A 12,536-nucleotide genomic window follows, 5' to 3' on the forward strand; every position below is an offset into this window, starting at 1 on the left:
ATGTGGGGGTGTCGGGTCAGGATGATCCGTACAGGGGCGGGCGATTGACCCATTCGAGCTGCCCGCCCCGTACCCGGCTACTGCTCGGCGCGCTGTTCGGGCCGCAGCCGGAACCAGTAGAAGCCGTGTCCCGCCAGCGTCAGCAGGTACGGCCACTGGCCGATCGGCGGGAAGCGCACGTCACCCGTGAGCTCCACCGGGACCCGCCCGTTGAACGACCGCAGATCCAGCTCGGTGGGCTGCGCGAAACGCGAGAAGTTGTGCACGCACAGCACCAGGTCGTCCCCGAACTCGCGCAGGAACGCGAGCACCGCCGGGTTGGACGAGGGCAGTTCGGTGTACGAGCCGAGTCCGAACGCCGGGTTCGCCTTGCGGATCTCGATCAACCGGCGGGTCCAGTGCAGCAGTGAGGAGGGCGACGCCATGGCCGCCTCGACATTGGTGACCTGGTACCCGTGGACCGGGTCCATGATGACCGGCAGGTTCAGCCTGCCCGGATCGCAGGAGGAGAAACCGGCGTTGCGGTCCGGGGTCCACTGCATCGGCGTGCGGACGCCGTCGCGGTCGCCCAGCCAGATGTTGTCGCCCATGCCGATCTCGTCGCCGTAGTAGAGCACCGGCGAGCCGGGCAGCGACAGCAGCAGGGCGGTGAACAGCTCCATCTGGTTGCGGTCGTTGTCCAGCAGCGGGGCGAGCCGGCGCCGGATGCCGATGTTGGCCCGCATGCGCGGGTCCTTGGCGTACTCGGCGTACATGTAGTCGCGCTCTTCGTCCGTGACCATTTCGAGGGTGAGCTCGTCGTGGTTGCGCAGGAAGATGCCCCACTGACAGCGGTCCGGGATGGCCGGGGTCTTGGCCAGGATTTCGGAGACCGGGTAGCGGGACTCCCTCCGTACGGCCATGAAGATGCGCGGCATGACGGGGAAGTGGAAGGCCATGTGGCATTCGTCCCCGCCCTTCGCGAAGTCGCCGAAGTAGTCGACGACGTCCTCGGGCCACTGGTTGGCCTCGGCGAGCAGCACCGTGTCCGGGTAGTGCGCGTCGATCTCCGCCCGGACCCGCTTGAGGAGCTGGTGGGTGCGCGGCAGGTTCTCGCAGTTGGTGCCCTCCTCCGCGTACAGGTAGGGCACGGCGTCGAGGCGGAAGCCGTCGATTCCGAGGTCCAGCCAGAAGCGGAGGGCGGAGATGATCTCCTCCTGCACGGCCGGGTTCTCGAAGTTGAGGTCCGGCTGGTGCGAGAAGAAGCGGTGCCAGTAGTACTGCTTGCGTACCGGGTCGTACGTCCAGTTCGACGTCTCGGTGTCGACGAAGATGATGCGGGCGTCCTGGTACTGCTTGTCGTTGTCGGCCCACATGTAGTAGTCGCCGTAGGGGCCGTCGGGGTCCTTGCGGGACTGCTGGAACCACTCGTGCTGGTCGCTCGTGTGGTTCATCACGAAGTCGATGATCACCCGCATGCCGCGCTGGTGGGCGGCGTCCACGAACTCCACGAAGTCGGCGAGGTCGCCGAACTCGGGCAGTACGGAGGTGTAGTCGGAGACGTCGTAGCCCCCGTCGCGCAGGGGTGAGGCGAAGAACGGCGGCAGCCACAGGCAGTCGACGCCGAGCCACTGGAGGTAGTCCAGTTTGGCGGTGAGCCCCTTGAGGTCCCCGACACCGTCACCGTTGCTGTCGTGGAAGGAGCGGACGAGGACCTCGTAGAAGACGGCCCGCTTGAACCAGTCGGGATCGCGGTCCTTGGCGGGGGTGTCCTCGAAGGTGTCGGGGACGGGATCGTTGATCATCATGTGGTGGGTGACCCTCCGGTGGGCGGGGACGGTCGCAGAGCGGCCAGTACGTGCGCGGGCGTTCGGCCCGGCTCTAGGCGCACGTAGTTCGCCCTGCCCCAGTGATAGGTCTCGCCGGTGAGCTCGTCGCGCACCGCGAGGGACCCGTGCCAGTCGAGGCCGAGTACCGGCATGTCCAACGAGACCGTCGCCTCCTGGGTGTGGTGCGGATCGAGGTTGACGACCACCAGTACGGAATTGGCGCCGGCGTGCTTCGAATAGGCGATCACCTGTTCGTTGTCGGTCGAGTGGAAGTGGATGTCGCGCAGTTGCTGGAGCGCGGGGTTGCGGCGGCGCAGCCGGTTCAGGGAGGTGATCAGCGGGGCGATGGTGCGGCCCTCGCGGTCGGCGGCGGCCCAGTCGCGCGGCCGCAGCTCGTACTTCTCGGAGTTCATGTACTCCTCGCTGCCCTCCCGCACCGGCTCGTTCTCGCAGAGCTCGTAGCCGGCATAGACCCCCCAGGCGGGGGAGAGGGTGGCGGCGAGCACCGCGCGCACCTCGAAGGCGGGGCGGCCGCCCTTCTGGAGGTACTCGTGAAGGATGTCGGGGGTGTTCACGAAGAAGTTCGGCCGCATGACCGACGCCGAGGGGGTGTCGGCGAGCTCCGTCAGGTACTCGGTGAGCTCCGCCTTGGTGTTGCGCCAGGTGAAGTACGTGTACGACTGCTGGAAGCCGACGGACGCGAGCGCGCGCATCATCGCCGGGCGGGTGAAGGCCTCCGCCAGGAAGATGACGTCCGGGTCGGACTTGTTGATGTCCGCGATCACCTTCTGCCAGAAGACCACCGGCTTGGTGTGCGGATTGTCGACTCGGAAGATCCGGACGCCGTGGTCCATCCAGTACCGCAGGATCCGCACCGTCTCCTCGACGATCCCGGCCATGTCGGTGTCGAAGTGGATCGGATAGATGTCCTGGTACTTCTTCGGCGGGTTCTCGGCGTACGCGATCGTCCCGTCGGCGCGGTGGCGGAACCACTCCGGGTGCTTCTCCACCCACGGGTGGTCGGGGGAGCACTGGAGGGCGAAGTCCAGCGCGATCTCCAGGTGCAGCTCGCGGGCGCGCGCGACGAAGGCGTCGAAGTCCTCGATGGTGCCGAGGTCGGGGTGGACGGCGTCGTGCCCGCCCTCGGTGGAGCCGATGGCCCAGGGCACCCCCGGATCCCAACACCCCGCGGAGAGCGTGTTGTTCGGGCCCTTGCGGAAAGTGGACCCGATGGGGTGGATGGGAGGCAGGTACACCACGTCGAAGCCCATCGCGGCGATCGCGGGCAGCCGCTCGGCGGCCGTCCGGAAGGTTCCGCTGACCGGTGCCTCGTCGGGCTCTACCACCGCCCCCTCCGACCGCGGGAACATCTCGTACCAGGAGCCGAAGAGCGCCCGCTTGCGCTCGATCAGCAGCGGCAGCGGCTTGGAGGCGGTGACCAGCTCGCGCAGCGGCTTCTTGCGGAGGGCGGCGTCCACGGCCGGGTCGAGGGCGGCCGCGTACCGGGCGCCCGCATCACGGTCGTCGTCCCGCATGAGCTCGGCGGCGGCCAGCACGGCCTCGCGGCCGTCGCGCTTGGGAATCTTGGCGGCGGCCCGGGTGTAGAGCTCCGCGCCTTCGAGGAGGGTCAGCCCGGTGTCGATCCCGGCGGGGATCTTGATGGCGGCGTGCGCCCGCCACGTGGCCACCGGGTCGCTCCACGCCTCGACCGTGTACGTCCACCTCCCCTCGACCTCGGCGGAGACCCGGGCCCCCCACCGGTCGGTGCCGGGGGCGAGCTCGTGCAGCGGCACGGGCGGTCGCAGCCGCCCGCTCGGATCGCGGAGCACGACATGGGCGGAGAGGGCGTCGTGTCCCTCGCGGAACACGGTGGCGGAAATCTCGAAGACCTCGTCCACGACCGCCTTGGCGGGTCTGGCGCCGCAGTCGACGGCGGGGCGGACGTCCAGCACGGGAATGCGACCGATCATGATGGGATCACCTGGGGGCAGTTCGCAGGGCTCGGTGACAACAGGCCGGCCGGTGTCACGGCCGGTAGTGCACGCTCTGTTCGCTCTGTTTCTAGCCGCTCAACGGACGGCTGGGCTGCGGGCATGGCCGCTCCTGTCCGCGTTCACTCGGGTGGCGGGGAGAGGTTGTGGGCGGTGCGCCGTGCTTGCGCCGCGCGTGCGGCGCGGCGTACCCGGGGAGCCCTTCCCACTCTCGGCCCGCCCAATCCGGGTGCTTGGTTAACTACTCGTACGTACTGGCGCGATCGATACCAAGTGCCGGGGCGACATCCACCGATGCTCCGTCAAGTCGGTGTCGCCGAAGCGACCGTGGGGGCCCGGCGGGAGAGAATGGCCTGTCATCCCGAGTGGCGGGAGTGGCCGATGTTCCTGCGGGGGGTCTTGGAAGATGTGGTCGAAAATGTCCTCGGCCGTGGTGCCGGCGGCGGACAGGTTCGAATGGTTCGCCGACATCGTCGCCAACGAGCTGGCGCCGACCGAGCTCCACGGACCCCTGGCCGCCGGCGGCTTCCGGGCGGAGGCCGCGGCGCTCGATCTGGACCCCGTGGTGCTGTCCACTTTCGAGTGCACCCCGTGTCATTCGCGACGTACACCCGCACAGGTCAGACAGAACGACCCGGAGCGGTACCAGTTCTCGCTCGTCACGGGATCCCCCATGTGGATCGAGCAGAACCGCAACGCATCCGAGCTGAACCCGGGTGACATGGTGCTCCTCAGCACCGCACACCCCAATGGCGCCGGGGCCCGGAGCGAGGACCGGGCGATCCGGAACATAGTCGTCCAGCTGCCCAGGAGCGAGCTGCCCCTCCCGGCCGACAAGACGGACCGGCTGGTCGCCCGGCGGATCTCCGGCGAGACGGGCATGGGCGCGATACTGGCCGGATTCATGAGCACGCTGGAAACGCATGCGGCCGAATGCGGGCCCGCCGAGCGGACCCGGCTCGGCCGGGTCGCCCTCGACCTGATCAGCGCCTGCCTCGCCGAGCGCTGCGACGCCTACGACGCCGTTCCCTCCGAGTCGCGCGGCAGGATCCTGATGGAGCGGATCAACTCCTTCATCGACCACAACCTCGGCGACCCGGACCTGACCCCGCAGCTCATCGCCGACCGCCACCACATCTCGGTGCGCCGGCTGCACCAGATGTTCCAGGACCAGGAGGACAGCGTCGCCGCCTCCATCCGGCTACGCCGCCTCGAACGCTGCCACGCCGACCTCTCCCGCCCCGAACTGCTCACCCGCCCCATCGGCGCCATCGCCGCCCGCTGGGGCTTCGGCAGCGCCGCCGTCTTCAGCCGCGCCTTCCGCGAGGCGTACGGGATCAGCCCGAGCGAGCAGCGCGCGTACGCGGCGGCGTCAGCGCCCGCGGCCAGGGCCGCCCGCGCCGCGCAGACGTAGCGGCTCGGCGTTCTCACGCCACTCGGTCGGCACGGCGGACAGGCCGGTGCGGGCCGCGACCACACCGCCCACGATCGCGCAGGTGGTGTCGCGGTCGCCCCACCCCTCCAGGGTCCGCCACAGCGCCTCGGGCAGATCGTCCGGCTGCCCGGCGGCGCACCACAGGGCGAACGGCACCGTGTCCGGCGCCGAGATCCGCCACCCCGACCCGAGCCGCTCCGCGGCCTCCCGCACCGTCGTCCCCGCGGGCAGCGCGGCCGCCACCAGGACCAGGTCCCGGACCTCCCCCTCCGGCACCCGATCGGCCACCTCCCGCAGGAACCCGGGGCGCCGCGGCGCGGGGCCGCTCCGGCCGGAGGCCGCCAGCGCGGCCGCGACCGCCACGGCGACCGCGCCGGCCACGGCCTGCGGATGCGCGTGCGTGGCCAGGGCCGAGCGCCGGGCCTGCTCCACCACGGCGTCGAGATCGCGGTGGAACCAGGCCCCGAGCGGAGCCACCCGCATCGCCGCCCCGTTGCCCCACGAACCCTGCCCGCCGAACTGCTCCCCGGTGACGACCCGCCAGTCCTCCCCGGCCCCGATCCGCTCCAACACCTCGTGCATCGACGCCCCGTACTGGCGGTACGGATCGCGCGCGTACTCGGCGGCGAAGTCGCGGGCCAACTCCTCCTGACGCACCTCCCCGTACTGCGTGAGGTGCCCGTACAGCACGAGCGCCATCGCCGCGTCGTCCGTCCACTTCCACGGCCCCGAACGCAGCACCCGCCCGGCCGGCCACCGCTCCCCGGCCTCGGCATCCCGCACGAACCAGCTCTGCCCGAAGGCATCCCCGAGCACCAGCCCCTCAAGGCTGTCCCGGGCCACGTCCACTCCAGCGCTCATCCGGCCGACAATGCCACATGCGCATCGAACACCGCCCCGAATTGATCACCACTCGACTCCGCTCGCCCGACCCCCGGGTGCGGGAGGCGGCCGCGCGGGCGGTGACGGGGGCGGTGTGGCCCCCGGAGGCGGAGCGGGAGCTGGCCTCCGCGCTGGTGGCGGCCGCCGTGGAGGAGGCCGACCAGGACGCCCTCGCGGCGCAGCTCGACGCGCTGCCGTGCGTGGAACCGGCCCTGGACGACCACGAACTGGACCGCCTCATTCCGCTGCGCACCGACTCGCCCGGGTTGGCCCGCCTGCTCGCGCGGGCGGCGAGGCTGCACCTCTGCGGGCCGGCGGAGCCCCTCGGTGAGGCGACACGGGTCATCGTCCGCACCTTGGGCGGAACCCCGCACATCGGGCTCGGACTGCGTACGCCCGGCGGGGCGTGGGTGCGGCTGGAGCGCATCGAGTTCGTCGGGCGTGAGATCGACTGGCTGTGCCAGGGCATGACGGCCCGGCTGACCCTTTCCGGCCCCCGCGCCCGGGACCTGGCCGACGGCGACACCCTGGACGCCGACCCCGGCTCCCGAGCACACACGGCCGGGCTCCGCTCGCCCGACCCCCGGGTCCGTCGGCTCGCCGCCGACGAGGCCTCGGACTGGCCGGACTCCTGGCAGCCGGAGGTCGGCCGGTACCTGTGCGGGGCACTGGCGATGGCAGCCGTACGGGAGCAGGACCACGACGCGCTGGAGGCTCAGCTGCACGCTCTGCTCGCGCTGGCCCGGTATCTGGAGGAGCCGGCGTTCGCCGTCGTGCGCACGCTGGACCGCGGCGCGCTGCCCGAGGTGCTGCGGGAGTACCTGGACGACCTGTTGGAGGAGGACCGGCCCGATGCCGTCCGGTGAGGCCGTCGGGGTCCCGGGGCGCGGCCGCCGCCGAGGCGCCATGGCCGGGGGGACCCGGCCTCGCTAGCCTTCCGGGGGTGATGCGCGGGTGCACAGCGTGGTGCGACCGCTCCGATCCGCAATCCCCTGCGAAGGTGGAACGTGTGAAGGCTATCCGTCGATTCACCGTGCGCCCCGTCCTCCCGGAGACCCTGCTGCCCCTCACCGACCTCGCGCGCAATCTGCGCTGGTCGTGGCATGCGGAGACCCGCGAACTCTTCCAATCCGTCGACCCCGAGGGCTGGCAGGCCGCCGGCGGTGATCCCGTCCGGTTGCTCGGGGCCGTCTCCGCCGCCCGGCTCGAGGAGCTGGCCGGCGACCGCCGGTTCCTGCGGCGGCTCGCCGTCGTCGCCGCCGACCTCGATGACTACGTGAACGGCGGGAGGTGGTACCAGAGCCAGGAGAACGGCGCCGAGCTGCCCGCCGGGATCGCCTACTTCTCGCCCGAGTTCGGGATCACCGCCGCCCTGCCCCAGTACTCCGGCGGCCTCGGCATCCTCGCCGGGGACCACCTCAAGGCCGCCAGCGACCTCGGCGTCCCGCTCATCGGGGTGGGACTCCTCTACCGGCACGGCTACTTCCGCCAGTCGCTCTCCCGCGACGGCTGGCAGCTGGAGCACTATCCCGTGCTCGACCCGAACGAACTGCCGCTCTCCCTGCTGCGGGAGGCGGACGGGGCACCGGCCCGGGTGTCCCTGACCCTGCCCGGCGGACGCGCCCTGCACGCGCACATCTGGCAGGCCCGCGTCGGCCGCGTACCGCTGCTGCTCCTCGACTCCGACGTCGAGGACAACGACGCCGCGGCCCGCGAGGTGACCGACCGGCTCTACGGGGGCGGCAGCGACCACCGGCTGCTCCAGGAGATGCTGCTGGGGATCGGCGGGGTGCGCGCGGTGCGTGCGTACTGTGCGATCACCGGGCATCCGGACCCCGAGGTGTTCCACACGAACGAGGGGCACGCGGGGTTCCTGGGGCTGGAGCGCATAAGGGAACTGGAACGGGAGCAGGGCCTCGGCTTCGACGCCGCCGTCGAGGCGGTGCGCGCCGGCACCGTGTTCACCACGCACACCCCCGTCCCTGCCGGGATCGACCGCTTCGAGCGGTCCCTGGTCTCCCGGCACTTCGGGGAGGGCGGCGAGCTGCCCGGCGTACCCGTCGAGCGGATCCTGGAGCTGGGCGCGGAGAGCTATCCCGGCGGCGATCCCGGGGTGTTCAACATGGCGGTGATGGGACTGCGCCTGGCGCAGCGCGCCAACGGGGTGTCCACCCTGCACGGCGCCGTCAGCCGGGAGATGTTCGCCGGACTGTGGCCCGGCTTCGACCCGGCCGACGTGCCCATCACCTCCGTGACCAACGGGGTGCACGCCCCGACCTGGGTGGCGCCGGAGGTGGTCCGGCTCGGCGCCCGCCAGATCGGCGCGGGCCGGACCGAGGACGCCCTGTCGGTGGGCGGCTCCCAGCGCTGGGACGCGGTCGCCGAGATCCCGGACCAGGACGTGTGGGACCTGCGGCGGGTGCTGCGGGAGCAGCTGGTGCAGGAGGTACGCGACCGGCTGCGCGCCTCCTGGCGCCAACGCGGCGCCGCCGACGCCGAACTGGGCTGGGTGGACTCCGTACTCGATCCGGACGTGCTGACCATCGGCTTCGCCCGGCGCGTGCCCTCGTACAAGCGGCTCACGCTGATGCTGCGCGACCCGGATCGGCTGCGCAGGATGCTGCTGGACCCGGACCGGCCCGTGCAGATCGTGGTCGCGGGCAAGGCGCACCCCGCGGACGACGGCGGGAAGCGGCTCGTGCAGGAGCTGGTGCGGTTCGCGGACGACCCGCGGGTGCGCCACCGCATCGTCTTCCTGCCCGACTACGGCATGGCGATGGCCCAGAAGCTCTACCCGGGCTGTGACGTCTGGCTGAACAACCCGCTGCGGCCGCTGGAGGCCTGCGGCACGAGCGGGATGAAGGCCGCGCTGAACGGCTGCCTCAACCTGTCCGTGCTGGACGGTTGGTGGGACGAGTGGTTCGAGCCCGACTTCGGCTGGGCCATCCCGACCGCCGACGGGCTCGGGGCGGACGAGGACCGGCGCGACCACCTGGAGGCGAACGCCCTCTACGAGCTGATCGAGGGCCGGGTCGCGCCCCGCTTCTACGACCGGGTCGGGCGCACCGGGCTCCCGGTGCGGTGGATCGAGATGGTCCGGCGCACCCTGGTCTCGCTGGGGCCGAAGGTACTGGCGGGGCGGATGGTGCGCGAGTACGTCGAACGGCTCTACGCGCCCGCCGCGCTCGCCCACCGGGCCCTGACCCCCGACGCGGCGCGCGACCTCGCCTGGTGGAAGGGGCGGGTCCGGGCGGCCTGGCCGCGGGTGGGCGTCGAGCACGTGGAGGCGCTGGCCGCGGCTCCCGTGAACGGCACCGCCGAGCTGGGCGCCACCCTCACCCTGCGGGTGCAGGTGTCGCTGGACGCCCTCGTACCCGAGGACGTGGAGGTGCAGGCCTACGCCGGCCGGGTGGACCCGCAGGACGTGATCCGCGACGGGCGGACCTTCCCGCTCAAGCCGGCCGCCGGGCCGGACCTGGACGGGCGATGGGTGTACGAGGGCCCGCTCGCCCTCGACCGCACGGGTCCCTTCGGCTACACGGTACGCATCCTGCCGGCGCACCCGCTGCTGGCGGCCCCGGCCGAACTGGGCCTGGTCGCCGCCCCGGTGGACACGGACGCGGGAGGCGGCGTACTGCTGCGGTGACCGCTTCCTAGAGGGCGGGCGGCGGGTCCACCAGCCGCCCGTCCTCCACGAGCATCCCGGCCCGCTTGACACTGCGCAGGGTCGGGATGAGCTCCACCTGGCCCACACCGTCCACCGCGCCGATCCGCTCGGTCAGGTACGTGTAGAGGGCGTCGGTGTCCCGGCAGACCACCACCGCCATCAACGAGGCCGCCCCGGTCACGGCCGCCGCGAAGGCCACCTCGCGGTGGCTCGCCAGCGCGGCCCCCACCTCCGCCAGTCGGGCCGGCGGGACGGTCAACACCAGGGTCGCCTCCGCCTCGTAGCCGAAGAGCGCGGGGACGAACTCCACGTCGAAGAAGACCGCTCCGAGGTCCCGCAGCCGTTCCACCCGACGGCGGGCGGTGGACTCCGACAGACCGGTGGCGCGCGCCAGTTCCGGATACCCGGCGCGGCCGTCCCGGCTCAGCACCGCGAGCAGCGCGAGCTCCGCCTCGTCCATCGCGTACCGGTCCGGGGCCGGTTCGACCGGCGGCCGTTCCAGGGCCGCGATCTGGTCGGGACGCAGGACGTCCAGGCCCACCCACGCGTCGGGCCCGCCGAAGAACTTCCGCAGGATGGTGTGGGCGCTGATGCCGGTGACCCGGCGGGTGCGCGGCAGCTTGTCCAGCAGCAGGGTGTCCCGGTCCTTGTGGGTACGGGACCGGGTCATGCAGTGGATCTCCGTGCCGCCCGAGTTCAGGGTCACCCACGCGATGTCCGGGCGGCGGGCGAGCGCCTCGGCCACCGGGAGCGCGGCGTCCGGGGCGCACTGCACCCGCAGCCAGGACTCGAACAGCCCGACGCGGCTGCCCTGCGGCAGCCCGACGACCCGGACCAGGCCGGCGGTCCGAAGGCGCCGGTAGCGGCGCACGACGGTCTGGTCGGATACGTCCAGGACTTCGGCGAGCTTGCTGAAGGGGGCCCGGCCGTCGACCGTGAGGGCCTGGACCAGCGAACGGTCGAGTGCGTCCAGCTCCATGTCGTACACGGTTTCCATCATGCCAGGGGTCGGCATGACGGAAATCCGGCAGGTAGGGCCTTCCGGCTGGGGGATGGGGGAGCGGCGCTGCGAACGTGGGGTCACCGGGGATCCCCGGCCCCTTCCCCCCCGATCGAGGAGAACTCCCATGCGTAAATGGCTGCCGTTGACGGCTGTCTGCCTCGGGGCGTTCATGCTCCTGGTCGACGTCACGATCGTGACCGTGGCCCTGCCGGACATGGCCGCCGACATGCACACGGGTTTCGCCGGCCTCCAGTGGGTCATGGACGTCTACGCCCTCGCGCCGGCCGCCCTGCTGCTCGGCGCCGGCTCGCTCGCCGACCGGATCGGCCGCCGCCGGGTCTACCTCGGCGGGCTCACCCTCTTCGCCGCCGCGTCGCTCGCCTGCGGGCTGGCCACCGGCCCGGCCGCGCTGATCGCCTTCCGCGCGGTCCAAGGCATCGGCGGGGCCGCCATGTTCGCCACCACCATGGCCCTGCTGAGCGCCGCCTACCAGGGCCGCGACCGCGGAGTGGCCTTCGGCGTCTGGGGCGCGGTCAACGGCGCCGCCGCCGCGGCCGGGCCGATCGTGGGCGGGCTGCTCACCGAGCACTTCGGCTGGCGCTGGATCTTCTTCATCAACCTGCCCGTCTGCGCACTGGCCGTGTACGTCACCCTGCGCGCGGTCGCCGAGTCCCGCGATCCGCACGCCCGGAGCCTGGACCTGGCGGGGATTGCCACGTTCACCGCGGGCGCGGCGGCCGTCACGTACGCCGTGATCCGCGGGGGTGACAACGGCTGGACCTCAGGCACCACCCTCGGGCTGCTCGGGCTCGGCGTGGCCGCCTTCGCCGGCTTCGTCCTCGTCGAACTGCGCGGCTCCCACCCGATGCTGGACCTCTCGCTCTTCCGCAGCCACACCTTCGTCGGGGTGATGGCCGCCGGACTGCTGCTGTCCGGCGCCGCGTTCTCGTACCTGATGTACGTCTCCCTGTGGCTGCAGTCCGTCGAGGGGATGAGCCCGGTCGGCGCGGGGCTGGTGCTGCTGCCGATGAGCGCGGCCGGCTTCGTCGTGGCCGCGGGGGCAGGGCGACTGCTGCACGGGGTTTCGCCGGGGCTGAGCATCGGCGGCGGGCTGCTGCTGATCGGGGTGGGCGCGCTGCTCCAGGCCTGGCTGCCGGCCGCCGGGGACGGCTGGCCGGCGCTGGTTCCGGGGCTGCTCGTGACCGGCGTGGGCGTGGGCGTGGCGACTCCGGCGCTGGCCGCCACCGCGATGGGGGCCGTGGCCCCGGCCCGGGCGGGCATGGCCGGCGGCGCCCTGAACACGGCCCGGCAGCTCGGCACCGCGCTCGGCATCGCGGTGCTCGGCGCGGTCTTCCACGCGGGGCTGCGGTCGGGGCTCGGTGAGGGCGGCCGGGACCTGTCGGAGCCGCTGGCCTCCGGCGGGGCGGGGGAGTTGCTCGCGGCCGCCCCGGCGGGCGGGGCCCGCGATTCGCTGGCGGCGCTGGTGGACGCGGCCTTCGCGAGCGGCCTGCGCGACACCTTCCTCGCCTCGGCGGCGATGGGCCTGGCCGGCGCGCTGATGGCCTTCCTCCTGCTCCGTCGTACGCCTCGCGCGGCGGCCCCGATGATCCCCGCCCCGGCGGCCCCGACCTCGGCCCCGGTCCCGGTCCCCCGACCCTGAACCGTCGCCCGGTTGCGGCACCGTCGCGCGAGGGCCGGCCCCCGCACCCCGCGCCTCAAACGCCGGCGGGGCTGGAGTTTGGTCGGCGTC

General features: G+C 72.4%; 8 protein-coding genes. 4 read left to right on the forward strand and 4 right to left on the reverse strand.

Annotated features, from left to right (window positions below):
• Positions 1-77: 77 nt before the first annotated feature.
• Positions 78-1,787, reverse strand: coding sequence for a maltose alpha-D-glucosyltransferase (treS, locus tag ACFV9H_RS36240; RefSeq protein ID WP_385407092.1), 1,710 nt, complete (start codon positions 1,785-1,787; stop codon positions 78-80).
• The gene (locus ACFV9H_RS36245) at positions 1,784-3,778 is read right to left on the reverse strand and encodes a maltotransferase domain-containing protein (protein ID WP_385407094.1); all 1,995 of its coding nucleotides are present in this window, start codon (positions 3,776-3,778) and stop codon (positions 1,784-1,786) included. Before ACFV9H_RS36245 ends, treS begins: the two co-directional genes overlap by 4 nt.
• 439 nt (positions 3,779-4,217) lie before the next feature.
• Here ACFV9H_RS36245 and ACFV9H_RS36250 point away from each other — a divergent pair, with 439 nt between their 5' ends.
• The gene (locus tag ACFV9H_RS36250) at positions 4,218-5,213 is read left to right on the forward strand and encodes a helix-turn-helix domain-containing protein (RefSeq protein WP_385407097.1); all 996 of its coding nucleotides are present in this window, start codon (positions 4,218-4,220) and stop codon (positions 5,211-5,213) included.
• Here the strand turns inward: ACFV9H_RS36250 and ACFV9H_RS36255 are convergent.
• On the reverse strand, positions 5,172-6,095 hold the full coding sequence (locus ACFV9H_RS36255; protein WP_385407100.1) for an ADP-ribosylglycohydrolase family protein: 924 nt from the start codon (positions 6,093-6,095) through the stop codon (positions 5,172-5,174). The two genes, ACFV9H_RS36250 and ACFV9H_RS36255, sit on opposite strands and share 42 nt — an antisense overlap.
• Before the next feature lie 17 nt (positions 6,096-6,112).
• Here ACFV9H_RS36255 and ACFV9H_RS36260 point away from each other — a divergent pair, with 17 nt between their 5' ends.
• The gene (locus ACFV9H_RS36260; protein WP_385407103.1) at positions 6,113-6,982 is read left to right on the forward strand and encodes a hypothetical protein; all 870 of its coding nucleotides are present in this window, start codon (positions 6,113-6,115) and stop codon (positions 6,980-6,982) included.
• Between the two features lie 143 nt (positions 6,983-7,125).
• A complete protein-coding gene (glgP, locus tag ACFV9H_RS36265) occupies positions 7,126-9,762 on the forward strand; it encodes an alpha-glucan family phosphorylase (RefSeq protein WP_385407106.1) in 2,637 nt (878 codons plus the stop codon).
• A 7-nt stretch (positions 9,763-9,769) separates the two neighbouring features.
• Here glgP and ACFV9H_RS36270 read toward each other — a convergent pair whose 3' ends face one another.
• Entirely contained in the window at positions 9,770-10,780 is a 1,011-nt protein-coding gene (locus tag ACFV9H_RS36270; RefSeq protein WP_385407111.1) for an Lrp/AsnC family transcriptional regulator, read from the reverse strand.
• 130 nt (positions 10,781-10,910) lie between these two features.
• Between ACFV9H_RS36270 and ACFV9H_RS36275 the strand changes: the two genes are divergently transcribed.
• Positions 10,911-12,446, forward strand: coding sequence for an MFS transporter (locus tag ACFV9H_RS36275; protein WP_385407108.1), 1,536 nt, complete (start codon positions 10,911-10,913; stop codon positions 12,444-12,446).
• Positions 12,447-12,536: the final 90 nt, after the last annotated feature.

Origin of the sequence: Streptomyces sp. NPDC059874 (assembly GCF_042731135.1) — a bacterium.
Classification (GTDB): Bacteria; Actinomycetota; Actinomycetes; order Streptomycetales; family Streptomycetaceae; genus Streptomyces.